This is a genomic window from Enterobacter sp. E12 (assembly GCF_014596715.2).
Lineage (GTDB): Bacteria > Pseudomonadota > Gammaproteobacteria > Enterobacterales > Enterobacteriaceae > Enterobacter > Enterobacter bugandensis.
In genome coordinates this window covers 2,221,616-2,246,954 of the sequence record NZ_CP115601.1, presented here as the reverse complement: position 1 = coordinate 2,246,954, position 25,339 = coordinate 2,221,616, and the positions used below count along the sequence as shown (strand labels likewise).

The following is a 25,339-nucleotide window of genomic DNA, read 5'->3' as shown; positions in this document are numbered from 1 at the left end:
TCTCTCGTACATTTGATTAACATGCGCAAATCATATTCACTTGAATTATCATTTGCGGCAGACGTAGAATCGCTAGCCCGCTAATTATTCAATCATTTCTAAGGTAATGACGTTATGCGCCTGCCCGAACGCGACCCTTATGCTCCTCGCGAGTGGCAGCCCCATGAGAAACCCGCCCTGCTGGGTTCGCCTTCCACCCCCGAGCACAGTACGCCAAAACGCGTCGCCTATGGCGTCGTTGGGCTGCTGGTTTGCCTGACGGGGGCACTGGGCAATGCGGTGGTCACCGCCAACCTGCAAAACCTGCAGGGAACCTTCGGGGCCTGGTCGACCGAAATCGCCTGGCTGCCTGCAGTCTATGTGATGACCAACATCTCCATTAACCTGCTGCTGGTCAAATTTCGTCAACAGTACGGCCTGCGCGCCTTTACGGAAGGTTTTCTGGTGCTGTACGTGCTGGTCACCTTTTTCCACCTGTTCGTTAACGACCTCAGTTCCGCGCTGATGGTACGCGCCGCGCACGGGATGGTGGCCGCCGCGCTCAGCTCGCTGGGGATTTACTATCAAATCCAGGCCTGGCCTGCGAAGCATCGCCTGAAGGCGCTTACCATCGGGATCACTGGATCGTCGCTCGCTATTCCGCTGGCGCGTCTGTTTTCCACTGAGCTTCTCCAGCTAGACGAGTGGCGCGGGCTCTATTTCTTTGAACTGGGGCTGGCGCTGATCTCCCTGGCCTGCGTAATCGCCTTAAAACTGCCGCCGGGTGACCGACGCAAGGTCTTCGAGAAGAAAGACTTTGTCACCTTCTTTTTACTGGCTCCCGGAATGGCCCTGCTCTGCGCCGTGCTCTCTTTAGGCCGTCTTGACTGGTGGTTCGAGGCGCCGTGGATCGGCTGGTCGCTGGCGCTATCGCTGGTGCTGATTGTTTCCGCCATCGTGTTTGAACATAACCGCGCCAACCCGCTGCTGAACACCCGCTGGCTGTCGAGCGGCAGCATCGTTCGCCTGGGGCTGATTATGCTGCTGATCCGCATCGTGCTGGCGGAGCAAAATACCGGCGTCATCGGCTGGCTGCAGTACGTGGGGTTACAGAATGAGCAGATGACCCATCTGGCGTGGTCCATTTTCGCCGGGATCGTCTGCGGGATCGTCACCAGCTGCCTCACCATTAAGCCTACAAAGCTGGCGTGGCCGATTATCACCTCTTTGGCGCTGATGATTGTTGCCTCGCTGCTGGACAGCCAGTCCAATAACCTGACCCGCCCGGATCAGCTGATGGTCAGCCAGTTCCTGCTGGGCTTCGGCAGCGCCTTCTTCCTGGCGCCCGCCATGCTGGCCGCCATTGGCGGGGTAATTGCCGACCCGCGTAACCTGGTCAGCTTTTCGGTTATGTTTGGCATGAGCCAGAACCTCGGCGGCCTGCTGGGATCGGCGATTCTCGGCACCTTCCAGACCTGGCGCGAGAAGTACCACTCCAGCCTGCTGGCGGATCAGCTCACCACGCTTAACCCGCTGGTCAACGAGCGGATTCAGCTTTATACCCAGATGTATAAAAGCCTGATTGGCGACAGTACGCTGCTGGGAACGCAGGCCATTACCCAGCTACAGACGGTGACCAGCCTTGAGGCAAATATTCTGGCCTACAACGATACTTATCTGCTGACGGCAAGCATCGCTGCCGCCACGCTGGTCTGGATTTTATGGCGCTTGCTGCGCCTGCGCATTACTGCCCGTATGGCGCTGAAGAACGCCACCGGCAACAAATAATTGTAATATTTCTGGAGAGTTTATGAGTCAGCAGGATGCCGCCAAAGAGCAGGCCAACACCCGCAAAAATGTGCGCATTGTTTCCGTTTTCACCGCCGCTGCCATCGGTATTGTTGGCGTGCTGGTCATTCTTTACGCCTGGCAGCTGCCGCCGTTTACCCGCCACGCGCAGTTTACCGACAACGCCTACGTGCGCGGCCAGACGACGTTCATTAGCCCCCAGGTTAACGGCTATATTACCGAGGTGAAGGTTCAGGACTTTGTGCAGGTCAAAAAAGGCGATCTGCTGTTGCAGATCGATGACCGCATCTATCGCCAGCGCGTCCATCAGGCCGAGGCGCAGCAGGCGATGAAAATTGCCGCGCTGAATAACAACCTGCAGCAGCGGAAAAGCGCCGAAGCGACCATTGCCAAAAATGAAGCCGCGCTGAAAAATGCCCGCGCCCAGAGCCTGAAAAGCCAGGCGGATTTAAAACGGGTGAAAGAGCTGACGGCGGACGGCTCGCTTTCCATTCGCGAGCGCGACGCCGCGCTGGCCAGTGCAGCTCAGGGTAGCGCCGACATCGACCAGGCGAAAGCCGCGCTTGAGATGTCGCGTCAGGATCTGCAGACGGTGATTGTGAACCGCGGTGCGCTGGAAGCGGATGTTGAAAACGCTAAAGCGGCGCTGGAGCTGGCGCAGATTGACCTGCAAAACACCCGCATTGTGGCGCCGCGTGACGGCCAGCTCGGCCAGATCGCCGTGCGTCTCGGGGCATATGTGACCGCCGGGACGCACCTCACCACCCTGGTGCCGCCGCAGCACTGGGTCATCGCCAACATTAAAGAGACCCAGCTGGCGGAGCTGCGCGTCGGTCAGCCGGTGAAATTTACCGTCGATGCCTTAAACAACAAAGCGTATCAGGGCCGCGTAGAGAGCATCTCGCCGGCGACCGGGGTTGAATTCAGCGCTATCACGCCGGACAACGCCACCGGTAACTTTGTCAAAATCGCCCAGCGTATTCCGGTGCGCATTGAGGTGCTCGGTAAGCCTGAAGAGTCTGCGCTGCTGCGTCCGGGTATGTCGGTCCAGGTGACGATCGATACGCGGGAGTCGAAGCCATGATCCTTCGCCCGATAGCCGCGCTGGTGCTGGCGGTTACGCTGGCCGGATGCCAGTCCGTCGACGTCAAGCCGGCGCAGCCGACCCTGCAAATTCCGGCTCAATGGCGTGCCGTCTCAGGGCCAACCAGCCCGACGGAACAGCTCTGGTGGCGCAATTTTCATGACAACAACCTCAACCGCTATGTGGACCAGGCGCTAAAAAACAACAGCGATGTGCTGATTGCCCGCGAGCGGATAAACGAATATCAGGCGCGGGTCTTTGCCGCCGACGGCAGCCTGTTTCCTTCGCTCGACGCGGGCGTAACCGGGACGCGCGCTCGTTCTCAATCCGCCGCCACTGGGCTTCCGGTTTACAGCACGCTGTACAGAGGCAGCCTGACGGCGAGCTATGACGTTGATATCTGGGGCGTCAACCGCAGCGCGGCCAATGCCGCCGAAGCCTCGCTGGAGGCGCAAAAAGCCGCCGCCGCGGCTGCGGATCTCACCGTCGCCTCGTCCGTTGCCTCCGGGTACGTCACCCTGCTCTCGCTTGATGAACAGCTGCGCGTGACCGAATCCACGCTGAAATCGCGCGAAGAGGCGTTTAAGCTTGCCAAACGCCAGCTTGAGACGGGCTACAGTTCGCGCCTGGAGCTGATGCAGTCGGATTCCGAGCTTCGCTCAACGCGAGCGCAGGTGCCCGTGCTGCGGCATCAGATTGCGCAGGAGGAGAATGCCCTGAGCCTGCTGCTGGGAAGCAATCCCGGTGCGGTAGCGCGTAGCGAAAGCTTTGCGGCGCTGACGCCGCTCACGCTGCCGTCACAGCTGCCCTCCACGCTCCTGAATCGTCGGCCGGATATCGTGCAGGCTGAGCGACAGCTGGTCGCGGCTGATGCCTCGCTTGCCGCGTCACGCGCCAGCCTGCTGCCGTCGATCAATCTGACCGCAACCGGATCGATCCAGGATCGCACCCTTTCCGGCCTGCTGGATAACCCGCTCCAGCTATGGAGCGCAGGCGGCAGCATTCTCGCCCCGCTGCTGAACCGCCAGGCGCTGAACGCGCAGGTGGATATTTCCCAGTCCCAGCGTAACCAGGCGCTGTATGCGTATGAAAAAACCGTGCGTAACGCGTTTGCCGAAGTGAACAACAGCCTTGATGCCATTACGCGCTATCAGGAACAGCTGACGGAGCTGCTTGCCCAGCAGGATGTGGCCCGGGAGACGCTGCGCATTGCGCAGAACCGCTATCGCAACGGTTATTCATCCTATCTTGACGTGCTGGACGCGCAGCGCACGCTGTACTCGGTCCAGACCAGCGTGGTGCAGGTAAAAAATAACCTGCTGCTGGCGCAGATTGATTTGTATAAAGCGCTGGGCGGAGGATGGGTCAGTGCCTGAAAACCTGCCCGGTGGCGCTTTGCTTACCGGATCTGCATTTCGCCCCCGTAGGCCGGGTAAGGCGTAGCCGCCATCCGGCACTCCCTCTTAAGGAGTCAATCTATGCAACAACAATGGTCTGCAGTAGATAATTACATGATTTCTTCGCTTATCCCTGAGGATGAGGTTCTTCAGAAGGTTCTTGAAAACAACAAATGCGCCGGGCTACCCGAACACGATGTTGCGGCCAACCAGGGACAGCTGCTGGCGCTGTTCGTGCGCATGACGCAGGCAAGACGCATTCTTGAGATCGGTACGCTGGGTGCCTATAGCTCTATCTGGATGGCGCGCGCCCTGCCGCCGGACGGAAAGCTGATTACGCTCGAGGCGGACCCAACGCATGCCGATGTTGCCCGCCAGAATATTCGCCTCGCGGGGCTGAACGATCGTATTGAATTAATAGAAGGCCCGGCGCTGAACTCGCTGGAGAATTTCGGTGACGTTCCGCCGTTCGACCTGATCTTTATTGATGCCGATAAGCCAAACAATCCCGGCTATCTGGAGTGGGCGCTTCACTATTCCCGTCCCGGCACGGTGATTATCGGCGATAACGTGGTCCGCGACGGCGAGGTCATTAACGGGCAAAGCGACGACGCGCGCGTGCTGGGCGTACGGCGTTTTATCGAGATGACGGGGGTTAACCCGCGCTTAACCGCCACCGCGCTGCAAACGGTGGGGGTTAAGGGATGGGATGGGTTTACGCTGGCGATTGTGAATGGGTGAAAAAATGTGCGGGCTGATGCCCTCACCCCGACCCTCTCCCACAGGGAGAGGGAGAAAACCGGGCAAGGACGTTAAGCGGAAATCTGCTCCATCGCCTGCAATATACGTTTGTCCGAAATCGGGTACGGCGTACCGAGCTGCTGGGCAAAGAAGCTGACGCGCAGCTCCTCGATCATCCAGCGGATCTCCTGCACATCTTCATCGTCGCGGCGCGCCGGCGGCAGCTTGTTTAACCACTGCTGCCACGCCTGCTGCACGCTTTCGACCTTCAGCATCTGCGCGCGATCGCGGTGCGGATCGATCGCCATTTTCTCCAGACGTTTTTCAATCGCCTGCAGATAGCGCAGCGTATCGCCCAGACGCTTAAAGCCGTTGCCGGTGACAAAGCCGCGGTACACCAGCCCCGCCATCTGCGCCTTCACGTCCGACAGCCCCAGCGCCATGGTCATATCCACGCGCCCCTTCAGGCGCTTGTTGATATTGAACACGGCGGTGAGGATCTGCTCGACCTGTTTGGCTATCTCCACCACGGTGTCGTTCAGCTCGGCGCGAACCTTGTCATGCAGCTTCGCAAAACCTTCTTCCGTCCAGACCGGGCCGCCCGCCTCGTGGATCAGCTTGTCCACGCCGCAGGAGATGCAGTCGTCAATCAGATCCAGCACCTTGCCGTACGGGTTAAAGTAGAGCCCCAGCTTGGCTTTGTTCGGCAGCTTCTCGTGCAGATACTTGATCGGCGACGGGATGTTGAGCAGCAGCAGGCGGCGCAGCCCGCGCCACATCATCTGCTGCTGTTCCTGCGGGTTATCAAAGAGCTTAATCGCCACGCTGTCACGTTCGTCCACCAGCGCCGGCCAGGCTTTGACCTTATAGTTGCCGCGCTTCTGCTCGTAGCTTTCCGGAAGCTGGCCAAAGCTCCAGATATGCAGCCCGCTCTGCTCGATGCCGTCGTCCGCCACCGCAGAAAGCGTCTCCTGAACTTTGCCTTTCAGCGCCTCTTTCAGCTCGCTGAGGGAACGCCCTTCCAGCAGCTTTTTGTTTTTATCATCCACCACGCGGAAGCTGATTTTCAGGTGATCGGGCACCTGATCCCAGTTCCAGTCTTCGCGGTCGATGGTGGTACCGGTCATGCGGCGGAACTCACGCTCCAGCGCGTCCAGCAGCGGCAGTTCCAGCGGCGTGACGCGGCCCAGAAACGCTTCCGCATAGTTTGGCGCTGGCACAAAATTGCGCCGCACCGGTTTCGGCAGGGATTTGATCAGCGCAATCACCAGCTCGCGGCGCAGGCCGGGGATCTGCCACTCAAACCCGCTCTCGTCGACCTGGTTTAACAGCGGCAGCGGAATGTGGACGGTTACGCCGTCCGCGTCGGTGCCCGGTTCAAACTGGTAGGTCAGACGCAGCTTGAGGTTGCCCTGATGCCAGAAGTTCGGGTAGTCGAGCTTGCTGACCGACTCCGCCCCCTCTTTAATCAGCATGCTCTTTTCGAAGTTGAGCAGGTCCGGCGTCGCTTTGCTGGCCTTCTTCCACCAGCTGTCAAAGTGGCGGGCGGAGATAACATCATGGCTGATGCGCTGGTCGTAAAACTCAAACAGCGCCTCATCGTCCACCAGAATGTCGCGGCGTCGGGACTTGTGCTCAAGCTCTTCCACCTCGGCGCGCAGCTTCAGGTTTTCACGGAAGAACGCGTGGCGCGTCTGCCAGTCCCCCTCCACCAGCGCGTGGCGGATAAACAGCTCGCGGCTGAGCGCCGGATCGATCTGGCTGTAGTTGACCTTACGCGCGGCGACCACCGGCAGGCCGTAAACGGTCACTTTTTCGGTCGCCATCACCGCGCCCTGCGCGCGCTCCCAGTGCGGCTCGCTGTACGAGCGTTTCAGCAGGTGCTGAGCCACCGGCTCAACCCATTCCGGGTCGATGCGCGCGGCAATGCGCCCCCACAGGCGGCTGGTTTCCACTAGCTCCGCGACCATGGTCCACTTCGGCGGCTTCTTGAACAAGCCGGAACCCGGGAAGATGGAGAAACGCGCGTTACGCGCGCCGGTATATTCCTGCTTATCCGCATCCTTCATCCCGATATGGGACAGCAGGCCGGTCAGCAGCGCGATATGAATTTCGCGGTACTCCGCCGGTTCGCTGTTCACCGGAATGCCCAGCTCTTTCACCACCTGGCGCAGCTGGGTGTAGATATCCTGCCATTCACGCACGCGCAGGTAGTTGAGGAAATCCACGCGGCACTGGCGGCGGAACTGGTTCGAGGAGAGCGCTTTCTGCTGCTCGCCGAGGTAGTTCCACAGGTTCACAAAGGCGAGGAAATCAGACTCTTTATCGTGGAAGCGGCGGTGCTTTTCGTCCGACGCCTGCTGTTTGTCCATCGGACGCTCGCGCGGGTCCTGAATGGAGAGCGCCGAGGTGATGATCATCGCCTCGCGCACGCAACCGTGCTTTTGCGCTTCCAGCACCATGCGCGCCAGGCGCGGGTCGACCGGCAGCTGGCTGAGTTGGCGGCCCAGCGGCGTCAGCTTATAGATGCTCGCCTGCTCGTCGGTGGTAATCGCCCCGAGCTCTTCCAGCAGACGCACGCCATCCTGAATGTTGCGCTTGTCCGGCGCTTCCACGAACGGGAAAGCCGCGATGTCGCCCAGCCCCAGCGCTGTCATCTGCAGGATAACGGACGCCAGGTTGGTGCGCAGAATTTCCGGGTCGGTAAACTCCGGGCGCGACAGGAAATCGTCTTCGGAATAAAGACGAATACAGATCCCTTCCGACACGCGGCCGCAGCGGCCCTTACGCTGGTTAGCGGAAGCCTGGGAGACCGGCTCAATCGGCAGGCGCTGAACCTTGGTGCGGTAGCTGTAGCGGCTGATGCGCGCCGTGCCCGGGTCGATAACGTATTTAATCCCCGGTACGGTCAGCGAGGTCTCCGCCACGTTGGTCGCCAGCACGATGCGGCGTCCGCTGTGTGGCTGGAAGACGCGGTTTTGCTCGCTGTTCGACAGGCGGGCATACAGCGGCAGGATCTCGGTGTGGCGCAGGTCGCGCTTGCTGAGCGCATCGGCGGTATCGCGAATTTCGCGCTCGCCGCTCATGAAGATCAGGATGTCGCCCGCGCTCTCGTTGCCCAGCTCGTCAACGGCGTCGAAGATGGCCTGCAGCTGATCGCGCTCGGTATCATCCGCCTCTTCCACAATCGGGCGATAGCGCACTTCCACCGGATAGGTGCGGCCCGACACTTCAATAATCGGCGCATTGTTGAAGTGTTTTGAGAAGCGCTCCGGGTCGATGGTCGCGGAGGTAATGATGATTTTCAGATCAGGGCGCCGCGGCAGCAGCTCTTTAAGATAGCCAAGCAGGAAGTCGATGTTCAGGCTGCGCTCGTGCGCTTCATCGATGATGATGGTGTCGTACTGCATCAGCAGGCGGTCCTGCTGTATTTCCGCCAGCAGGATACCGTCCGTCATCAGCTTGACCATGGTGTTGTCGCTGACGTGGTCGCTGAATCGCACCTTGTAGCCGATGCAGCCGCCCGGCTCCGTCTGCAGCTCTTCGGCAATACGGTTCGCCACGGTGCGCGCCGCCAGACGACGCGGCTGGGTGTGGCCAATCAGCCCCTTCACCCCGCGGCCCAGCTCCATGCAGATTTTCGGCAGCTGGGTGGTTTTTCCCGAACCGGTTTCCCCCGCGACAATCACCACCTGGTGATCGCGGACGGCCTCAAGGATGTCCTGTTTCTTCTGACTGACGGGCAGGTTTTCCGGGTAGGTGATCGCCGGACGCGCGGCTTCGCGCAGCACAACCTTCCCTGCCGCCTGTTCAATCTCTTTGGCCATCTCCTGGTAAATGGCCTGTTGTGCATCAGGATTTTTAACCTTCTTCACGCCGTGCAGCCGGCGGGAAAACCGCTGTTTATCGCGCAGCATCAGGGAATCAAGCTGTTGCAGGAGCATCGGGAAGGTGATTTTGGGTTGTTCTGTCATAGCGTTAACGGGCAGTGCTCTGCCGGATAAAATCTCTTTTTAATGATTGCTATAGAGTACCACATTGACGCTTTTAGCGCCTTATTCAAAAAATTCGAACATAGGCTTCGATATATTGCGCTATCTCTGTGGCAAGATTGTGAATAAAGTGTCAACAAGCAACGGGGCCCCCCCCTTCAATCAAATGCAACAACAGGAATCACCCATGAGCAAAGTATTAGTTTTGAAATCCAGTATTCTGGCAGGGTACTCTCAGTCTGGTCAGCTGTCTGATTACTTCGTTGAACAGTGGCGTGAACAGCATTCTGCAGACGAAATCACCGTGCGTGACCTGGCAGCAAACCCTATTCCTGTGCTGGACGGCGAGCTGGTTGGCGCGCTGCGCCCAAGCGATGCGCCACTGTCCCCGCGTCAGCAGGAAGCCCTGGCCCTGTCCGACGAGCTGATTGCTGAGCTGCAGGCGCATGACGTTATCGTCATCAACGCCCCAATGTACAACTTCAACATTCCTACCCAGCTGAAGAACTACTTCGACCTGGTGGCGCGCGCTGGCGTAACCTTCCGCTACACCGAGAACGGCCCGGAAGGTCTGGTAAAAGGCAAGCGTGCGATCGTCCTGACCAGCCGTGGCGGTATTCATAAGGATACCCCAACTGACCTGGTTGCGCCGTACCTGAGCCTGTTCCTGGGCTTCATCGGCATCACTGACGTGAACTTCGTGTTCGCGGAAGGCATCGCTTACGGTCCGGAAGTGGCGACCAAAGCACAGACCGACGCGAAAGCCGCCATCGACAGCCTGGTTGCAGCGTAAGACTTCTCCCTCTCACCGCCCGGTGGGAGGGTTTTTCTTTTCCCCCGCATTTCGTTATCATCCGCTCCCACTCTCCAGCCGGGCGGCCTGATGTCTGCGATCATTGATTCTTTTATTGCCCCACCGTGTCACGATGACATTCAGATCCTCTGGCAGGATGAACATCTGCTGCTGATCGACAAGCCTTCCGGCCTGCTCAGCCTCTCGGGCAAAAATCCGCAAAACCTTGATTCCGTCCACTATCGACTGGTTCAGACGTTCCCGGGCTGCACGCTGGTGCACCGTCTGGATTTTGGCACGTCCGGGCTGATGGTGGTTGCGCGCAATAAGGCCATCAACGCGGCGCTGTGCCAGCAGTTCAGCCAGCGCAGCGTGGAGAAAGGCTACAGCGCCCTGCTTTGCGGCCACGTGGAAAATGATGAAGGGGTTATTGATGCGCCGATTGCCAAAGACCCGGCGCTGTTTCCACTGATGTCGATCTGCGCCATCACCGGTAAACCCGCCCGCTCTCGTTATCAGGTCGTGGAACGGTTTTATCAGGGGGCGGGACTGCCGCTAACACGCGTGAAACTGATCCCGGAGACCGGGCGAACCCATCAGCTGCGTATTCACTGCCAGCAGCTGGGACACCCGATTCTGGGCTGCGATCTGTATGGCGGTCTTGACGCGCCGGGGGTAGAAGACGCGCCCCGGCTGATGCTGCATGCCAGCGAGTTGAGTTTTATTCATCCCGTGAGCGGAGAGCCGGTTAACGCCCGTCACGCCGCCCCGTTCTGAATGCGGTTTACCACATCAAATCATCAGGGATTTTGAAGTCCGCGTACGGATCGTCTTCGTCCTGCTCTTCCTGGCTGAGCGCGCTGTTTAAGACGATGCTGTCGGCATCGCGCTGGGCAATTTTATCGGCCACTACTGCCGGAATGATCGCGTAGTCGCAGTCACCGTTAGCATTGAGCACCAGGCGCGCAATGGCCAGACGGCCGTTGATCAGCTGGGTTTGCGTCTGCTTGTCGACCTCAATTTTTTTGATCAGATTACCGTCGGTGAAGTTAAAGGTGATATTGCCCTTCGCCACGGTAATGCGGTTCATCTCGATCAGCTGCTTCACCTGCGCTTTAAACTCTTTCGCGAGTACGGCCTGCTTCTGCTGCTCGCTCAGCAGCTTGTCACGCTCGATCTGCGCCTTCTTGTTCTCTTCTACCGCTTCCCGAGCCTCACGTGCCTGAACGCGTGATTTCTTTGCCGTGCGCTGCACTTTCGCCGCTTTCTTGCTGCTGACCAGGCCCGCTTTCAGCATCTGCTCTTGTAAGGTGAGTTTTGTCATGATCGTTTCTAAACCGGTTGGAAATTTTGGGGATTATAGCGGGAATTGAGGATGGTGTACCAGAGAAGCAGATATGCCGTTTAGCTGCCTGAATCTGGTTCATTATTGATTCAACATAGACTCACGCTAACGCCTAAAAAAATGGTTAAAAATTGCCTGGTTATTTTCTTAAAAAAAATGAGCAGTTCATAAATATGATGTGGGTTGAATATCTGTGTTCGCTTCAGGCGTAGGCTGCTTTTTCTTATTAAAGAATGAAAAAATATGCCCTTGAAAGAAACAATGTTGCTTAACGATAAGGATTCGGCATGTTCCGACTCTACCGGTCACATGATTTAACACGGCAATTAAGCCCTGGAGATTTTCAATACATTCTCACGCCGGCAGGTTCGCTGAAAGAGGCATGTATACATTATGATCTGTCTTATGAAGCTAACGGTCAAAGCCTCTCTTTTGGTCTCCCCAAAAAAATATACAGCGTGTTCCCATATAAAAGGCCGTATGAGCGAAAAGGTCGCGGCTACGCAGATCCGATTTATGATGAGGTTGAGCACGAGCTGCAAATTGGCTGGCTTGTTGGTGTAGATACCTCCAGGCGCTGGAGCAGCGACCGGAATCCATTTTACATCGACGACAACGGCGATCTGATGTTTACTCCTACAGCCTCATCCTGGCATGCATGGTATAAGGACTCAATCATGAGTGCCTACCGGCACGTTATTGCCGATCGGCAAGGCAGGAAGCCTGCCCCCACTCAACGGATACATTATGATTATTACGGACCAACAACAGCACGATCGGGGAAAACGCTGAACAGTAAAACCGTTGGCCACCTGCTGGCCGCTGGCGGTGTATATAACGGCAACATTGAAGGGTTTCATGAAACCGCGCAGCAGCTTGGCGGGGATGCTCCAGCGGGTTACGATCAAGTGATGAATAACAAAGGGTTAATTATTACGGGAGCCTCTGTTGCAGCAGGATTAACAATGGGCAGGTTGAATCCTCTAAGCGAGATAGATGAAATATCGGGTCTCAGTAAAATACCAACGTTTGAAAGCCCTTATGTAAAAGGTTTCACATCTGAAAGCGGTACGTTAGTGAACGCTGAACACGCCATTATCGATCCGAAAAAGCTCGCAACCTATGCTTTAGATTCAACACATCCTACAGGTGGGCACAAAGCCAGGGTGTTTGAGTCAGCGCTGGGATATAACCCAACTAATGCAGATGTTTTAGCAGCAAAAATTCAGGAAGGCGTATTATCGGTCCCAGCAAAAGTGTTGCAGGCCAACAATTACGGTCAAACAATGGCTGTCGATATGCCCATTTTAGGCGTCAACGGTGAAACAGCGAGCGTGCGTACAGGCTGGATGTATGAAACTGACGCGCTAGTTCCTCGCCTGACAACCCTATTCGTTAAATGAGAAAACAAAAATGAAAAGAGCCGAATTAGACGTTGTGGTTTTAGACGAGGATATACCGGATGAAGGACTGGTAAAAGGGGCTGTTGGTACGATTGTTATGGTTTTCGATACTCCGACACTGGGCTATCTTGTCGAATTTTGCGACGAGGAAGGAAGAACAATAGCAATGCCTGCTTTGCTACCCGCTCAGCTAAAGAGTTATTTCATTCCTGGCACCCTCAAAACACGGTTGGTTCGCCCTGAATAAGGTGTGATTGAAAGCGTAAGCCTGCAGTATGAAAAAATTAGCTGGCGCATCGTCGATGGGAACATCATGCACAGCGACGCCTGGGACGAACGTCCTACAGCATAGCCCAAAGGGGCCCGATGCCCCTTACTCTTTCACTTCCCTGCCTGAAGCAATCTGAAGTTTCCACTCAGCGTTTCCCTGTTCATGAACTTCCCTCATGTTGCATTGAAATTAAGTCACTTCCCCTGCGCCACAGGCTCAGGCATAAATTATGCATTAGTAACTTCTTAGCAACATGAACTTAGGATGCATAACCACAATGAGCAAAGCTTTCACATATACCCTTAAGCGCAGTTGCTTCGATGAGAATTACAACCCGTCAGAAAATACGCGTACAACCACCAACTTTGCCAACCTGGCGCGTGGGGAAAAACGTCAGGAAAACCTGCGCAATACGCTGGTGATGATCAACAACCGCTTCAATGCCCTGGCGCGCTGGGATAACCCGACCGCCGATCGCTACGCGGTTGAGCTTGAAATCATCTCTATCGATTTGAACATTGGCGCGGAAAAGCCGTTCCCGGCCATCGAGATTTTGCAGACGTATATTGTCGACAAGAAAAATAACCAGCGTATCGCAGGCATTGTCGGGAATAACTTCTCCTCTTACGTGCGGGATTATGATTTCAGCGTCCTGCTGCTGGAGCACAACAAGAACCAGCAGCACTTCAGTATTCCGGAAAGGTTTGGCGAACTGCACGGCAATATTTTCCGCCATTTTGTGAACTCGCCGGAATACAAAGAGAACTTCAGAAAGGGCCCGGTGATCTGCCTGAGCGTCTCGAGCAAAGACACCTATCGCCGCACCGGTAACCAGCACCCTGTTCTGGGCATTGAGTACGCGCCGGATGGCGAATCGTTAACGGAACTGTACTTCGCCAAAATGGGCCTGAAGGTCCGCTACTTCATGCCTGAGAACAGCGTGGCGCCTTTCGCGTTCTTCTTTACCGGAGACTTGCTGAGCGATTACACCGATCTGGAACTGATCGGCACCATCAGCACGATGGAGACGTTCCAGAAAATCTATCGCCCGGAAATTTATAACGCGAACTCGGCGGCGGGACTGTTTTATCGCCCGGACCTGAACCAGCAGGATCATTCATTAACCAAAATTGTTTATGACCGCGAAGAGCGAAGCCGGCTGGCGATTGAACAGGGTCGATTTACCGAAGAATATTTCATTAAGCCTTATAAACATATTCTCGAGCAGTGGTCTGATAACTACACGCTTTAATTCATCAAAAAAGGTCTTTTATTATGAAAACATTGCTCCCGACGTCTACGGCTGGCAGCCTGCCTAAGCCGACCTGGCTTGCGCAACCTGAAACGCTCTGGTCTCCGTGGAAATTGCAGGATCAGGAATTACTGGCGGGTAAACAGGATGCACTGCGCCTGTCCCTTGACGAGCAGATCCGTGCGGGAATCGATATCGTCAGCGACGGGGAACAGACCCGTCAGCACTTCGTCACCACCTTTATTGAACACCTGAGCGGCGTCGATTTTGAAAATCGCCAGACGGTGCGCATTCGTAACCGCTACGACGCCAGCGTGCCGACCGTGGTTTCTGCCGTTGCACGTCAGAAGCCGGTATTCGTGGACGATGCAAAGTACCTGCGCCAGCTCACGGACAAGCCGATCAAATGGGCCCTGCCAGGGCCAATGACCATGATCGACACCCTTTACGACGCGCATTATAAAAGCCGCGAAAAGCTGGCCTGGGAATTCGCCAAAATCCTCAACCAGGAAGCGCGTGAATTAGAAGCCGCGGGCGTGGATATTATCCAGTTCGACGAGCCGGCGTTTAACGTCTTTTTTGATGAGGTCAACGACTGGGGTATCGCCGCGCTCGAGCGCGCCATTGAGGGTCTGAAATGCGAAACCGCGGTACACATCTGCTACGGCTACGGCATCAAGGCAAATACCGACTGGAAAAAGACGCTCGGCTCAGAATGGCGCCAGTATGAAGAGGCCTTCCCTAAGCTGCAAACCTCTAACATCGACATCATCTCCCTGGAGTGCCACAACTCCCGCGTACCGATGGATCTGCTGGAGCTGATTCGCGGTAAAAAGGTGATGGTTGGGGCGATTGACGTGGCAACCAACACCGTCGAAACGCCAGAAGAGGTCGCCGACACCCTGCGTAAAGCGCTGCAGTTCGTCGACGCCGACAAGCTTTACCCCTCAACCAACTGCGGCATGGCTCCCCTCTCCCGTCAGGTGGCTAACGGTAAGCTGAAAGCGCTCAGCGCCGGCGCAGAAATTATCCGCAAGGAACTCGGCGCGTAATTGCCTTACGTTTGCCAGTACGGCGGCGAGCCGAAAAACGCCACGTAATAATCAATCACCGCCCTGACGTTCAGGGGCGGATGACGTGCGTGAGGATAGATCGCCGCAATATTCAGCGGCTCCGTATTGATAGCGCACGCCATTTTCGGCATAAGAGCGACCAGCTCCCCCCGCTGCAGCCTGTCGCCAATCAGCCAGTCCGGAAACAGGACGATCCCCATTCCACCCAGCGCGGCAATGAGCAGCGACTCCGCATTATTGGACGTCATCAGCGGCGCCACGGGATAGTGCACCCAATTCTCCCCCTTGCGTCGCACAAGCCAGCGATTAGGGCCAGACGAACCGCGATACACCAGGCATTTATGCTGGCTCAGCTCGGCCGGGTCGGCCGGTACGCCGTGTTGACGCAGATACGCGGGCGACGCGGCAAGATGGTAGCGCTGCTGCCCGAAGATGCGGGCGTGGAACGTCGAGTCCGTCAGCGTGCCGATGCGAAAAATGAGGTCGGCGGCATCCCGGTGCGGGTCGATAAAGTCATCGGTCAGCGTCAGCTCTATGGTTAACCGTGGATAACGCTCGGCCAGTCCTGCCAGGCCGGGTGCAACGTGCCTCTGTCCAAAAAATACCGGCCCGTTAATGCGTACCGTGCCGGAGGGTTCGGTCGAACGTTCATCCAGCTCCCGACGCGCCTCTTCGAAGTTATCGACCATCGCCCGGGCATAGCGGATAAAAAGATGCCCGTTTTCCGTGGGGATCACCGCCCGGGTATTGCGATAGAACAGCTGCTGGCCGAGCGCGTCCTCAAGCTGATGAATAATCCGCGACACCTGCGAGGCAGAAATGCCCTCTCGTCGCGCAACGACGGAAAAGTTCTGCGTTTCATAGACGGCAATAAACAGCAGCAGTGAGCGAAGGTTCATGCTTCCGGCATCTGACATTAATGCATTTCCTGCAAAGGTGTTTCCTGCATTATGGCATTTTTCTCACATGTCTACCGACGTAATCTTCTTCTCCTGATAATGGAGGAAGCATAATGCAGTTTGTATTGATTTTACTGGTGATTGCCGGCGGGATGGGCCTCTCCGTCGAGGCGGGTTTGCTGGGGCCGTTAGGGGGAGAAGTAGGCGATTTATGGGCCACGTTCAGCATTTTCGGGGTCGGCGCCGCGCTGACCTTTCTGCTGATGCTGTTTTTTAGCCCGCGCAACGGTCCGTCGTTTTTCGCACAGCCCGGCTGGCAGCTGCTCGGCGGCGTGCTGGGTCCTGTTTACGTTGTCATTCTGACTATCGCCACCCCCGCTATCGGCATCGCTCTGACGATGATCGGCATTCTGGCAGGTCAGGTTTTTAAAAGCCTGATCATTGACCACTTTGGCCTGCTGGGTACGCCGCACAGGAAGATAAACGCAAGACGCATCGTGGCGCTGGTTTTTATTATTGCCGCACTGGTACTGGTCGCAAAGGGGTAAACACATGACACTGATGATGATAATTCTCGCCATCTGCGGCGGCGCGACGCTGAGCATACAGGCCGCAATTAACGGACAGCTCGGCAGCAGCGTGGGCGTTTTCAAGAGCGCGTTTCTGACGTTTTCCGTCGGCGCGCTGGTGACCGCCCTGCTCATTTTCTTCTTTGAGCCTAAGCAGACGGTCACGCTGCTGGACGTGCCGAAATGGCAGCTTCTCGGGGCGATGTTCGGCGTGCCCTACATTGTGATCATGGTGCTCGCCGTGCAGCGCATCGGCACCGCCGTCGCCACGGTGGCGGTGATATTCGGCCAGCTCGCCATGAGCATGCTGATAGATAACTTTGGCTGGTTGAACAATCCCGCTATTCCGTTTTCACCGAGCCGTCTGGGTGCGGTGGTGTGCCTGGGGATTGCCCTGTACTTCATTTACTCCAGCAGCAAAGCCGGCAATGTTCGCGACTAAGCTTACGCCTTCCGGGTGAAGAACAGCGTCACCGTGGCGACGGTGACGCCAAATTTCTTCATCTCGGTTTTATTAAACAGATGCGTTTCATCCTGCAGGTACATCCAGTCGTCAAAGTTCAGCAGCCAGGTTTTGCCGTTGGCCTTCACGTTCATGCTGTAATGCCAGTTAAAGGCGTTGCCTGCGGCCTGCCCCGTCGCAACCCCTTCAATATCCCCTGCCGTTCCCTCGTAGCGGTCGTTCCCCACGCGGCGAATATGCCAGACCCGCTGCTGCTTCTCGCCATCGTCGTAAACGAAGTGCTCGTTCAGCGTCAGCGTATCGCCAATCACGTCCCCGGCAATCTCAACGTGAAAGCGACGTATCTGCTTGCCGCTGCGATCCTGCACCATGCCCCACGCTTCGGTTTTGCCCTGAAAGTAGTTAAAAATATCAAGCCGCGGCTGCTGCTGGCGATACTCGGACACGTCGGTGCTACAGCCGGCCAGCAGCATCGTGAATGCCAGCGCCAGCGTCAGGATTCGTTTCATTTTTGGCCTCCGATTAACTGCTGACGCAGCTCAGGATATTGCGTGCGGGGATCGAGCCAGATGGCCAGAAAACGGGTGCTGAACGCTTCTGACTGTCGCGGCCCGAGCGGAATAAAGGATTTTTGCGCCGCCGACGCGCGGTACCAGAACTGCCCCTGCTTATCGTTGAGAACAAACGCCAGCTGTGAACCCGGTCGGACATCCGGCCACAGGGACTGGAGCATCCTTAGCCAGGCTTCACTTTGCGGTTCCTGCGTCAGGATCCCCTGCGCCTGCCACTGGTCACGGGTCGCCTTAACCAGTTCATCGCGATCGATGTCGCGCGCGTAGGTAATAATCAGCGCCTGATCCTGATCGTCCCGGCTGTAACGGCCATCCGGCGTGCGGAGCTGAGAGGTATAGACCGTGAACGGCCCCCAGGTCAGCGTGGCGTCGCCCACCTTGCGCCAGGCCAGCCAGTCGGCGGCCTGAGCACCAGGAACAACCAGCATGAGGCAAAACAGCAGAACCGCAGCCCTCATTTTTGTCTCCCCATCAGCAGGTGGAAAAACAGCATCAGCACCAGCCAGCCCGGCGCCATCCAGCTGACGACGATAAAGGTCGGCTCCAGAAACGTGATGGCGCCCAACCGCTCGCCAATCAGGTAGGCCACCGGGCCTCCCACGGCCGCCAGCAGGGTCAGCAGCCAGCCGGGTAACGTGGTGGTACGCGCAAGCTGCGTCCAGACCACGGCGAACATCAGCCACAATGCCACCATCCATAGCGGCATCAGGGAGTCGCCCGTGAAGGCAATCAGCCCCGTCAGCGCCCAGAGCGCATCCAGCAGGCTGCCCGCCGCGGCCAGCCCAATGGCGTAAAGACGGTATGCTGTCGGCAAGAGCAGGCACGCCAGGATCGCCAGCCCGAGCCAGATAATCAGGCCCTGTTCGCGAAACAGCACTACCAGCGCCCAGTAGAGATCGAACGCGACGGCCAGCAGAAAGACCTGAAGGTAGCGTCTCATACGCGCTCGGCGGTCAGCTGCACCACGCTGATGGTGCGGGCGTTAAACCCGGCTTCGCAGTAGCCGAAGTAGTACAGCCACATGCGGCGGAACCGTTCATCAAAGCCAAGCTTTTCAATCTCCTGCCAGGCGTGGACAAAGCGCTGCCGCCAGTGGGCCAGCGTGCGGGCGTAGTCCGGTCCCATGTCGAAGAGATTGCGCACCACGAAATCGGTGTGGCGCGTCATCAGCTCGTTCATCGCCGTAATGCTCGGCAGGAAGCCGCCGGGGAAAATGTAGCGCTGGATAAAATCGACGCTTTTGCTGTAGTCGCGGTAGCGCTGGTCCTGAATGGTGATGGCCTGAATCGCCATCCGTCCACCGGGGCGCAGCCGCGCCTGACAGGTACGGAAGAACGTGGGCAGATAGCGTTGCCCGACGGCTTCAATCATCTCTATCGAGACCAGCTTGTCGTACTGCCCGGTGAGGTCGCGATAGTCGCAGAGCAGTACCTCAACCCGGTCCTGCAGCCCGGCGCGGGCAATGCGCTCGGTCGCCCAGATATATTGCTCCTGCGACAGCGTGGTAGTGGTCACCCGACAGCCGTAGTGACGGGCGGCGTATTCCGCCATCGCCCCCCAGCCGGTGCCAATTTCCAGCAGGTGATCACCCGGGTTTAGCGCCAGCTGCTCGCACAGGCGCGCCATTTTGGCTTGCTGAGCCGCCGTCAGATCCTGCTCGTCCGCGGTAAACAGTGCGCTGGAGTAAAGCAGTTCCTTATCCAGAAAATGGGCATAGAAAGCGTTGCCCAGATCGTAATGGGCGGCAATATTTTCGCGGGCCTGGGCGCGAGAGTTGCGCCGCGTCCAGTGGCGCAGCCGCTCCAGCGGTCGGCCAAGCAGCCGAAACCCGTTCTCCAGACGACCAAGCACCTCGCCGTTGAGGGCCAGAATTTGCAGAAGCGGCGTAAGCTGCGCGGTCTCCCATTCGCCGTCCATCCAGGCTTCTGCGGCGGCAAGGCTCCCGCCCGTTAAGACGCGCCAGTAGACGCCGGGCGTGAGGATCTGCACGTCGGCGTGCAGCGCGGAGGATGTCTCGCCAAAATGGAAGGTCTGCGCCCCTTCACGCAGGGTGAGTGAGCCGCCGCGAATGCCGCTTAACAGACGAAACAGCAGCCATCGCGCGATGCGGACGTTGCGCGGGATATCGGGTTCTAGCGCAAAGACGGGATCGGTCATGAGCGTTCACTCCTGCTGACGGGATGATTATAAAGCGGCACGCGCTTGAGCCACAGCCTCAGCGCCTGCCAGTAAATGGCGAAAACGGTTTTCAGAGTCATCAACGGGATGCGCAGCAGCAGCGCGCGCAGCGCCGGGCGGGTCAGAGGCTCCCGGCGCAGGGCCAGCGTGGCGTCAAAGACCTTCGCCTCCTGATGATTTTCAATGTGCATATGCAACGTGTTGTCCGGGTTGTTGAAGCGCCAGTGGTAGACCATGTCCATTGGGTTGAAGGGGGAAACGTGAAACGCTTTTTCCGTGGGCCGGGCATTTTGCCCGTCGACCGCGTAATAATGGCGCTCGTTCCACGGCGTATTGCGCACCTCCGCCAGCACCCAGCGAAGCGTGTTTTCCTGGTCATAGCAGTAGTAAAAATTGACCGGATTGAAATGAAACCCGAAGTAGCGCAGCTGCGTCAGAAGCATGATCCGCCCTGCGGGACGTTCCCCGGTCAGGCTCTCCAGCCTGTTCAGCACGTTCTCTTTAAGCGGCGTGCCGAGCGGATAGTCCGAGTCATGGAACGCGGCGGCGGCAAAGCGGTTGCGCCGCACGCCGACGGACGCCAGCAGAGGCAGTTCATCAAGATCCAGCCAGGCCATAAAAACGCCGTAGCTGAATTCATGCGTTTTCGGCTGAAGGCGGCGGTGGCGCAATACGCCGTGATAGAGGCAGCTGTTCATGTCAGTTCCCCTCCCCGGCGGCTATTTCATTGACCACGTCCAGCGCGCTGCGCACGCCGTCTTCATGAAAACCGTTGTACCAGTAAGCGCCGCAGAACCAGCTCCGGTGATGACCGTTGATCTCCCCACGGCGCGCCTGCGCACGCCAGCTTTGCGGGTTAAACAGCGGATGCTCATAGACAAAGCGTTGCAGGACGAAGCGTTCATCCACCGGCTCGTCCGGGTTCAGGGTGACGCAGAACAGTGGGCTGCCCGCAGGCAGACCTTGCAGAATGTTCATGTTGTAGGTGACGCAGGCGCTGGCCTGCTCCTGCGCGCTCAGGCGGTAGTTCCAGCTGGCCCAGGCGCGCTGTCGCACCGGCAGCCAGCGCGGATCGCTGTGCAAAACAACCTCGTTGCGCTGCCAGCCGATATCGCCCAGCACTTCGCGCTCTGAGGCGGTCGGGTCGTCAAGCATGGCCAGCGCCTGGGCGGAGTGGCAGGCAAATATCACCTGGTCGAAGGTGTGGCTGCCGTTTTCAAGCTGGAGCGTGACCCCGTGCGCGTGGCGGCTCACCCGCAGAACAGGCGTGTTCAGGTGCAGCGTCAGGCGGTCGCCCAGTTTTTCCAGCATGGCGCGGATATACTCCCGCGAGCCGCCCGGCACCACGTACCACTGCGGACGCTGGGTGATATCCAGCAGGCCGTGGTGATGAAAGAAGCGCAGGAAGAGCGGCAGCGGGAAACGCTTCATCTCCTGCAGCGACGACGACCAGATCGCGGCCCCCATCGGCAGAATGTAGTGGCGCGCAAAAAACGGCGTGAAGCCGTGCTGGTCCAGAAACGTCTGCAGCGTTGCGTTCGGATCGACCTCCCCTTCAAGGGCCTGTTTCGCCAGGCGGTTAAAGCGGACGATGTCACCGAGCAGCCGCCAGAATGTCGGGTTTACCAGGTTTCGGCGCTGGGCAAACAGCGACGTCAGCGTGTGTCCGTTGTACTCAAGCCCCGTCTCGGGGTTGTGTACTGAAAAGCTCATCTGTGTTTTTTGCCCGCTGATGCCGAGCTCGCTAAGCAGGCCCATAAAGCGCGGGTAGGTGCGGTCGTTGTAGACAATAAACCCGGTATCGATCGCGTATGTGCCCTGGGGCGTTGAGACGTCAACCGTCGCGGTATGGCCGCCGGGCGTGGTGCCCGCTTCAAACAGGGTTACCTGATGATGCCCTGCCAGCCGCCAGGCGCAGGTCAGCCCGGCGATGCCGCTGCCGATAATTGCAATGTTCATGAGCGCACCATCCTGCGCAGCAGCGCGCGCTGCAAAAACGCGGGCAGCCCGGAGAGCAGCCGCAAAATAAGGCCAAACCCGGCCGGAAACGCGATATGCATTTTGCCCTTTGCCAGCCCGGTACGGATCGCCTTGACCGCTTCGTCAACGCTCACCCTGCCCGGCATGGCAAAATCGTTTTTGCGCGTCAGCGGGGTATCGACAAATCCCGGAGAGACGACCGTCACGGCAATCCCCTTTGGCTCCCAGTCCAGACGCAGGCTGTCGGCAAACCAGCTCAGCGCCGCTTTGGACGCGCCGTAGGCCTCTGCCCGCGGGAAGGGAAGCCAGTGGGCCATCGAGCTCACCAGCACCACGCGGTTACCGGCAACCAGCTGCGGCTGCAGCGCGGCCAGGCAGTTCACCGGCCCGAGAAAATTGGTGCTCATGACCCGCTCCACCAGCGCCGCATCCACCACGCCGCCGTCGAGGTATTCGCAGGTACCGGCGCAGAGAATAACCAGATCGGCGTAAACGCTGCTGAGCGCCTGGCGACAGGCGTCCCTGTCTGTCATATCGAACGGGCGAACGGTGAGATTGGGGCAGGTCTGATGTAGCGCTTCAAGCCGCGCCGGATCGCGCCCGCAGGCAATCACGTGGTAGCCGTCAGCGGCAAAGGACTTCGCCAGCCCCGCGCCGATGCCCGAGCTTGCGCCGGTAATCAGCACCGTCTTCATGATTTGACCCTCCGCTTCACGCCGCGTACCGCCCAGCCCAGCAGAGGGAGGTGTTCGTAGATCATCTCTCCCGCATCGTAGAAGTCTCGCTGACGCGTGATGAGATTGTTTTCGGTGTCCACCACCGAACATCCGGGCAGTTCAAGCGGCTCGCCTCCGGCAATGCGCGGATGCGACCAGTGCATTACCCAGGTGACAACAAACCGGTTCCCGCTGCAGAGCGGCGGATCGATGACAAAACGGCACTTCTCGACGTTTGCCAGCAGATGGGTGAAATAGCGCTGAAGCGCGAAAATACCGTTGTGCTCGCCGAACGGATCGATAAGGGTGGCATTCGAATGGTAAAGCCCGACCAGCGCGGTCGGCGGCTGGCTATCCAGTGCGGCGTAGTACTCAATAAACCGACTCACGACAGAGGGCAAAGTGCTCATGGGTCACATCCTGGCTGTAAACAACGTGGCGTAATCGCATAATTAAAACTTACACAATTAACGTTATTTGTCCAAGTTTGTGCAAATTTATTTTTTATTACCCATAAATATCAATAAGTTGAAAGCTCAATCATTTGACGGTTTTGTAGGCCGGGTAAGGTGTAGCCGCCACCCGGCTTTCACTTTCAGGTTATCCTTAAGGCAAATTCAGCCATCATCTTCCAGGCTTATCCTTTTTATTCATAAGGATGCCTGACATGAAACGTTTCTTTCTCTCCCTCTTCTCAAGCCCGGAATCCTTACTGCAGGTGATGAGTCAGCAGGAAATTATTGAAGCCGTGGAAGATGGCGATCGCATCATTATCGACCAGGACGGGAACGCCTCGGTGAACTACAAGAGCAACGAGGTGCGGCAGGACTTTCTGCGTCACGTCAACACGCTGAAGAGGGCCTGATATGGGAACGGCGATATTTATGGTGCTGATGGTCTGCGGGTACTGGTACACCAGCCGCGACCTGTCGACCCGCTTTAAAATCAAGCGTTCCTTTGGCTGGGACGTCTATTTTCTCGTCGCGCTTTACGGCTGTATTTTCGTTCTGCAGGGCGTAATCGCCACGGGATTGCTCTGGCTGCTGCTGTTCGCCCTTTCCGCCGCCAACAACGCTTTTCACTTTGCCTCACCGAAATACACCGACTGGCAAATCGACTTTATGAACTGGAGTTTTTTAGGCATTCAGGCGCCGGTGGTCGTAATGCTGGCGTTTGCCATTCTGTTTTGCCTCTACCGCTCTAACTGGGCAGGCAGCGCCAGGCTGGACGGCGAGAGCCGGAAAAAGCTCTACAAACGGCTTGCACAGGCGAGCGGGATTGAACAACTGCTCTATCAGTGTATGGAGCAAGGCGAGCTGGCGCAGGTCACACTCCGGTCGCGGCGGATTTACGTCGGTATGATCCACACCGCGACGCTGGAATATGAAAAAACGGCCAATATTGTGCTGATCCCAATGTTGAGCGGGTACCGGGATGCGAAGACGATGGATCTGCGTATCGAGAATAATTACAGCAGGTGGTATGCGGAGCATGACATTACGCTCGACTCTGAACCCCGCAGCGCCATGTCATTCCGCAAGGTGATTTTGCTTAATCAGATTGAGAGCATCTCGCTGTTCGACCCCGCCAGCGCCAGCGCGCTGTCTCTGGCGCAGCGGGACGATAGCCCTGGCCCTAAAGAGACATCCCCATAATTCTGAGTATGCTCTGCTGTGAGGCTGTTTCAAAAAGGACGTTCTTAATGCAGAGCATGCCCTGCTTCTGGTAGAACCGGTACGCTCCTGCGTTCTGCTCAAGCACTTCCAGCCAAAGATAGTCCTTTCCCCTGCTCCGGGCCATGTCGATAATTTTATTGAACATGTCCTGACCATAGTGCTTGCCGGTCTCGGCAGGATCGAGGTAGAGCTTATTGAGGAGAACGCCCCTCTTGTCCGTTTCTGGAAGCATGGCGTCCCAGGTCACTTTCATAAATCCCACAGGCCGATCGGTCTGTGCAATATACCAGGTCACATTCTGCTCTTTCAGGCTCTGTTCAAGTACAGAAACGGCGTACTCGCCGTCCAGAAAGGCCTTCATCTCGGCGTCTGATACCCACAGATGCTGAAAATGGGCGGGGTAAATGCGGTATCCAAGTTCGCTTAAGAGCGCAGAATCGGCCCCGGTGGCCTGTCGAATTCGATGAGTCATGGAAGGTATCCTTACTAGCCGCTTTACGTGTGATGTCGTGCGAAACGAGAAAGACAAAAAAAGTTAAATTCTTGCAGCATATAGTATTGCGGTGAACGACGTTAAGTACACCCGGCTAATGCCCTCTTCAACGGAGCAATGACCTTATCCGTCTCCATGCCCATCTGCGCATGAATAATGGCACCGTCAATGAGCAACATGATTTCATTGACGACGTGCTCATCCGCGATCTTCGTCAGCGACGCAATAATATTCTTAGTTTCGATTTTATGATCGCGGCATATCGCTTTTATTTCGCTTTCAATATCTTCGGATTTGGCTTCGGCGCTGGCATTAATAAACGCGCAGCCGTGGAACTCGGGCGAAACAAACCATTCGTGAAGCGTTGCGGATAATGCATCAGACGCTGTCAGGCCTGCGTCGAGATGTCGACGCAGCGTGGTTTCAAACCAGTTAATCCATATTTCATGCCGGTACTGTAAGTAGGCAAGAATAAGTAAGCTTTTACCCGGAAAATGGCGATAAAACGTCACCTTCGTCACTTTCGCCTCTTTAATCAGCGTATCTACTCCCGTGGCTTTGAAACCCGTGGAATAAAACAGATGGTGCGCCGTATGTAATATTTTATCCCTGACGCTGATTTTTTTATCGTTGCTCATGACGGGTGTATTCACT

General features: G+C 57.2%; 26 protein-coding genes and 2 pseudogenes. 15 read left to right on the top strand and 13 right to left on the bottom strand.

All coding sequences use genetic code 11. The features are described 5' to 3' along the window. Positions 1–114: 114 nt before the first annotated feature. The 4 genes from IB212_RS10765 (at position 115) to IB212_RS10750 (ending at position 5,010) form a co-directional block, all read left to right on the top strand. Entirely contained in the window at positions 115–1,767 is a 1,653-nt protein-coding gene (locus tag IB212_RS10765) for an MFS transporter (protein ID WP_032644875.1), read from the top strand. Positions 1,768–1,789: 22 nt separating this feature from the next. Continuing rightward, positions 1,790–2,872 (top strand): HlyD family secretion protein, encoded by a 1,083-nt coding sequence (locus IB212_RS10760; RefSeq protein WP_188245642.1) that lies wholly within the window; start codon positions 1,790–1,792, stop codon positions 2,870–2,872. Next, complete coding sequence (locus tag IB212_RS10755) at positions 2,869–4,248, top strand: efflux transporter outer membrane subunit (RefSeq protein WP_188245643.1); 1,380 nt, start codon at positions 2,869–2,871, stop codon at positions 4,246–4,248. Before IB212_RS10760 ends, IB212_RS10755 begins: the two co-directional genes overlap by 4 nt. Before the next feature lie 102 nt (positions 4,249–4,350). Then, a complete protein-coding gene (locus tag IB212_RS10750) occupies positions 4,351–5,010 on the top strand; it encodes an O-methyltransferase (RefSeq protein ID WP_188245644.1) in 660 nt (219 codons plus the stop codon). A 71-nt stretch (positions 5,011–5,081) separates the two neighbouring features. Here IB212_RS10750 and hrpA read toward each other — a convergent pair whose 3' ends face one another. Next, entirely contained in the window at positions 5,082–8,984 is a 3,903-nt protein-coding gene (gene hrpA, locus IB212_RS10745) for an ATP-dependent RNA helicase HrpA (protein ID WP_041910094.1), read from the bottom strand. 205 nt (positions 8,985–9,189) lie between these two features. Here hrpA and azoR point away from each other — a divergent pair, with 205 nt between their 5' ends. Together azoR and IB212_RS10735 are read left to right on the top strand one after the other, a co-directional pair. Continuing rightward, positions 9,190–9,795, top strand: coding sequence for an FMN-dependent NADH-azoreductase (gene azoR / locus IB212_RS10740; RefSeq protein ID WP_008502313.1), 606 nt, complete (start codon positions 9,190–9,192; stop codon positions 9,793–9,795). Between the two features lie 90 nt (positions 9,796–9,885). Continuing rightward, positions 9,886–10,572, top strand: a complete 687-nt coding sequence (locus IB212_RS10735; protein ID WP_041910096.1) for an RluA family pseudouridine synthase — start codon at positions 9,886–9,888, stop codon at positions 10,570–10,572. A gap of 7 nt (positions 10,573–10,579) precedes the next feature. Here IB212_RS10735 and IB212_RS10730 read toward each other — a convergent pair whose 3' ends face one another. Continuing rightward, positions 10,580–11,119 (bottom strand): DUF2058 domain-containing protein, encoded by a 540-nt coding sequence (locus IB212_RS10730; protein ID WP_041910098.1) that lies wholly within the window; start codon positions 11,117–11,119, stop codon positions 10,580–10,582. Positions 11,120–11,427: 308 nt separating this feature from the next. On the opposite strand from IB212_RS10730, the gene IB212_RS10725 reads away from it, so the two are divergent. The 5 genes and pseudogenes from IB212_RS10725 to IB212_RS10705 all read left to right on the top strand — a co-directional run bounded on the left by IB212_RS10725 (position 11,428) and on the right by IB212_RS10705 (position 15,118). Next, the gene (locus tag IB212_RS10725; protein ID WP_041910099.1) at positions 11,428–12,543 is read left to right on the top strand and encodes a DUF6883 domain-containing protein; all 1,116 of its coding nucleotides are present in this window, start codon (positions 11,428–11,430) and stop codon (positions 12,541–12,543) included. Between the two features lie 10 nt (positions 12,544–12,553). Further along, positions 12,554–12,778 (top strand): annotated as a pseudogene (locus tag IB212_RS10720) (DUF4926 domain-containing protein); the annotation flags it as partial. An 18-nt stretch (positions 12,779–12,796) separates the two neighbouring features. Next, positions 12,797–12,895: pseudogene (locus IB212_RS10715) on the top strand (type VI secretion system tube protein Hcp); the annotation flags it as partial. Between the two features lie 196 nt (positions 12,896–13,091). After that, positions 13,092–14,066 (top strand): DUF1852 domain-containing protein, encoded by a 975-nt coding sequence (locus IB212_RS10710; protein ID WP_041910103.1) that lies wholly within the window; start codon positions 13,092–13,094, stop codon positions 14,064–14,066. A gap of 23 nt (positions 14,067–14,089) precedes the next feature. After that, on the top strand, positions 14,090–15,118 hold the full coding sequence (locus IB212_RS10705; RefSeq protein WP_041910105.1) for a methionine synthase: 1,029 nt from the start codon (positions 14,090–14,092) through the stop codon (positions 15,116–15,118). Between the two features lie 5 nt (positions 15,119–15,123). Here the strand turns inward: IB212_RS10705 and IB212_RS10700 are convergent, their stop codons facing one another. Beyond that, entirely contained in the window at positions 15,124–16,056 is a 933-nt protein-coding gene (locus IB212_RS10700; RefSeq protein ID WP_041910108.1) for a LysR family transcriptional regulator, read from the bottom strand. Positions 16,057–16,151: 95 nt separating this feature from the next. On the opposite strand from IB212_RS10700, the gene IB212_RS10695 reads away from it, so the two are divergent. Beyond that, the gene (locus IB212_RS10695) at positions 16,152–16,586 is read left to right on the top strand and encodes a DMT family transporter (RefSeq protein WP_028013065.1); all 435 of its coding nucleotides are present in this window, start codon (positions 16,152–16,154) and stop codon (positions 16,584–16,586) included. 4 nt (positions 16,587–16,590) lie between these two features. Continuing rightward, a complete protein-coding gene (locus IB212_RS10690; protein ID WP_041910111.1) occupies positions 16,591–17,049 on the top strand; it encodes a DMT family transporter in 459 nt (152 codons plus the stop codon). Between the two features lie 2 nt (positions 17,050–17,051). Here IB212_RS10690 and IB212_RS10685 read toward each other — a convergent pair whose 3' ends face one another. From IB212_RS10685 to IB212_RS10650, 8 genes are read right to left on the bottom strand one after another with little or no spacing between them, the layout of a single operon-like run. Next, positions 17,052–17,579 carry a DUF3833 domain-containing protein gene (locus IB212_RS10685; protein WP_041910113.1) on the bottom strand — a complete coding sequence of 176 codons (528 nt, stop codon included), beginning with the start codon at positions 17,577–17,579 and terminating at the stop codon, positions 17,052–17,054. Continuing rightward, a complete protein-coding gene (locus IB212_RS10680; protein WP_041910115.1) occupies positions 17,576–18,100 on the bottom strand; it encodes a hypothetical protein in 525 nt (174 codons plus the stop codon). The genes IB212_RS10685 and IB212_RS10680 overlap by 4 nt, the downstream gene beginning before the upstream one ends. Next, on the bottom strand, positions 18,097–18,582 hold the full coding sequence (locus IB212_RS10675; protein WP_041910117.1) for a DUF2878 domain-containing protein: 486 nt from the start codon (positions 18,580–18,582) through the stop codon (positions 18,097–18,099). The genes IB212_RS10680 and IB212_RS10675 overlap by 4 nt, the downstream gene beginning before the upstream one ends. Continuing rightward, positions 18,579–19,799, bottom strand: a complete 1,221-nt coding sequence (locus tag IB212_RS10670) for a cyclopropane-fatty-acyl-phospholipid synthase family protein (protein WP_041910119.1) — start codon at positions 19,797–19,799, stop codon at positions 18,579–18,581. Before IB212_RS10670 ends, IB212_RS10675 begins: the two co-directional genes overlap by 4 nt. After that, complete coding sequence (locus tag IB212_RS10665) at positions 19,796–20,518, bottom strand: DUF1365 domain-containing protein (protein WP_041910121.1); 723 nt, start codon at positions 20,516–20,518, stop codon at positions 19,796–19,798. The genes IB212_RS10670 and IB212_RS10665 overlap by 4 nt, the downstream gene beginning before the upstream one ends. A gap of 1 nt (position 20,519) precedes the next feature. Beyond that, complete coding sequence (locus IB212_RS10660) at positions 20,520–21,779, bottom strand: NAD(P)/FAD-dependent oxidoreductase (RefSeq protein ID WP_041910123.1); 1,260 nt, start codon at positions 21,777–21,779, stop codon at positions 20,520–20,522. Then, entirely contained in the window at positions 21,776–22,495 is a 720-nt protein-coding gene (locus IB212_RS10655; protein ID WP_041910125.1) for an SDR family NAD(P)-dependent oxidoreductase, read from the bottom strand. Before IB212_RS10655 ends, IB212_RS10660 begins: the two co-directional genes overlap by 4 nt. Further along, the gene (locus IB212_RS10650) at positions 22,492–22,926 is read right to left on the bottom strand and encodes a nuclear transport factor 2 family protein (protein WP_041910128.1); all 435 of its coding nucleotides are present in this window, start codon (positions 22,924–22,926) and stop codon (positions 22,492–22,494) included. Before IB212_RS10650 ends, IB212_RS10655 begins: the two co-directional genes overlap by 4 nt. A gap of 257 nt (positions 22,927–23,183) precedes the next feature. Between IB212_RS10650 and IB212_RS10645 the strand changes: the two genes are divergently transcribed. Together IB212_RS10645 and IB212_RS10640 are read left to right on the top strand one after the other, a co-directional pair. After that, the gene (locus tag IB212_RS10645) at positions 23,184–23,381 is read left to right on the top strand and encodes a hypothetical protein (protein WP_024908361.1); all 198 of its coding nucleotides are present in this window, start codon (positions 23,184–23,186) and stop codon (positions 23,379–23,381) included. 1 nt (position 23,382) lies between these two features. Then, positions 23,383–24,171, top strand: coding sequence for a hypothetical protein (locus IB212_RS10640; protein ID WP_041910130.1), 789 nt, complete (start codon positions 23,383–23,385; stop codon positions 24,169–24,171). On the opposite strand, the gene IB212_RS10635 is transcribed toward IB212_RS10640, so the two are convergent. Continuing rightward, positions 24,152–24,664, bottom strand: a complete 513-nt coding sequence (locus IB212_RS10635; protein ID WP_041910132.1) for a GNAT family N-acetyltransferase — start codon at positions 24,662–24,664, stop codon at positions 24,152–24,154. The two genes, IB212_RS10640 and IB212_RS10635, sit on opposite strands and share 20 nt — an antisense overlap. 101 nt (positions 24,665–24,765) lie before the next feature. After that, positions 24,766–25,323 (bottom strand): TetR/AcrR family transcriptional regulator, encoded by a 558-nt coding sequence (locus IB212_RS10630; RefSeq protein WP_041910134.1) that lies wholly within the window; start codon positions 25,321–25,323, stop codon positions 24,766–24,768. Between the last annotated feature and the right edge of the window lie 16 nt (positions 25,324–25,339).

Excerpts from the sequence above, each read along its gene's own strand:
- hrpA (WP_041910094.1), bottom strand. The coding sequence starts at position 8,984 with ATGACAGAACAACCCAAAATCACCTTCCCGATGCTCCTGCAACAGCTT.
- IB212_RS10640 (WP_041910130.1), top strand. The coding sequence starts at position 23,383 with ATGGGAACGGCGATATTTATGGTGCTGATGGTCTGCGGGTACTGGTAC.
- IB212_RS10665 (WP_041910121.1), bottom strand. The coding sequence starts at position 20,518 with ATGAACAGCTGCCTCTATCACGGCGTATTGCGCCACCGCCGCCTTCAG.
- IB212_RS10635 (WP_041910132.1), bottom strand. The coding sequence starts at position 24,664 with ATGACTCATCGAATTCGACAGGCCACCGGGGCCGATTCTGCGCTCTTA.
- IB212_RS10660 (WP_041910123.1), bottom strand. The coding sequence starts at position 21,779 with ATGAACATTGCAATTATCGGCAGCGGCATCGCCGGGCTGACCTGCGCC.
- IB212_RS10695 (WP_028013065.1), top strand. The coding sequence starts at position 16,152 with ATGCAGTTTGTATTGATTTTACTGGTGATTGCCGGCGGGATGGGCCTC.
- IB212_RS10725 (WP_041910099.1), top strand. The coding sequence starts at position 11,428 with ATGTTCCGACTCTACCGGTCACATGATTTAACACGGCAATTAAGCCCT.
- IB212_RS10685 (WP_041910113.1), bottom strand. The coding sequence starts at position 17,579 with ATGAAACGAATCCTGACGCTGGCGCTGGCATTCACGATGCTGCTGGCC.
- IB212_RS10750 (WP_188245644.1), top strand. The coding sequence starts at position 4,351 with ATGCAACAACAATGGTCTGCAGTAGATAATTACATGATTTCTTCGCTT.
- IB212_RS10730 (WP_041910098.1), bottom strand. The coding sequence starts at position 11,119 with ATGACAAAACTCACCTTACAAGAGCAGATGCTGAAAGCGGGCCTGGTC.
- IB212_RS10645 (WP_024908361.1), top strand. The coding sequence starts at position 23,184 with ATGAAACGTTTCTTTCTCTCCCTCTTCTCAAGCCCGGAATCCTTACTG.
- IB212_RS10710 (WP_041910103.1), top strand. The coding sequence starts at position 13,092 with ATGAGCAAAGCTTTCACATATACCCTTAAGCGCAGTTGCTTCGATGAG.
- IB212_RS10655 (WP_041910125.1), bottom strand. The coding sequence starts at position 22,495 with ATGAAGACGGTGCTGATTACCGGCGCAAGCTCGGGCATCGGCGCGGGG.
- IB212_RS10735 (WP_041910096.1), top strand. The coding sequence starts at position 9,886 with ATGTCTGCGATCATTGATTCTTTTATTGCCCCACCGTGTCACGATGAC.
- IB212_RS10680 (WP_041910115.1), bottom strand. The coding sequence starts at position 18,100 with ATGAGGGCTGCGGTTCTGCTGTTTTGCCTCATGCTGGTTGTTCCTGGT.
- azoR (WP_008502313.1), top strand. The coding sequence starts at position 9,190 with ATGAGCAAAGTATTAGTTTTGAAATCCAGTATTCTGGCAGGGTACTCT.
- IB212_RS10700 (WP_041910108.1), bottom strand. The coding sequence starts at position 16,056 with ATGTCAGATGCCGGAAGCATGAACCTTCGCTCACTGCTGCTGTTTATT.
- IB212_RS10765 (WP_032644875.1), top strand. The coding sequence starts at position 115 with ATGCGCCTGCCCGAACGCGACCCTTATGCTCCTCGCGAGTGGCAGCCC.
- IB212_RS10670 (WP_041910119.1), bottom strand. The coding sequence starts at position 19,799 with ATGACCGATCCCGTCTTTGCGCTAGAACCCGATATCCCGCGCAACGTC.
- IB212_RS10705 (WP_041910105.1), top strand. The coding sequence starts at position 14,090 with ATGAAAACATTGCTCCCGACGTCTACGGCTGGCAGCCTGCCTAAGCCG.
- IB212_RS10650 (WP_041910128.1), bottom strand. The coding sequence starts at position 22,926 with ATGAGCACTTTGCCCTCTGTCGTGAGTCGGTTTATTGAGTACTACGCC.
- IB212_RS10675 (WP_041910117.1), bottom strand. The coding sequence starts at position 18,582 with ATGAGACGCTACCTTCAGGTCTTTCTGCTGGCCGTCGCGTTCGATCTC.
- IB212_RS10755 (WP_188245643.1), top strand. The coding sequence starts at position 2,869 with ATGATCCTTCGCCCGATAGCCGCGCTGGTGCTGGCGGTTACGCTGGCC.
- IB212_RS10690 (WP_041910111.1), top strand. The coding sequence starts at position 16,591 with ATGACACTGATGATGATAATTCTCGCCATCTGCGGCGGCGCGACGCTG.
- IB212_RS10760 (WP_188245642.1), top strand. The coding sequence starts at position 1,790 with ATGAGTCAGCAGGATGCCGCCAAAGAGCAGGCCAACACCCGCAAAAAT.
- IB212_RS10630 (WP_041910134.1), bottom strand. The coding sequence starts at position 25,323 with ATGAGCAACGATAAAAAAATCAGCGTCAGGGATAAAATATTACATACG.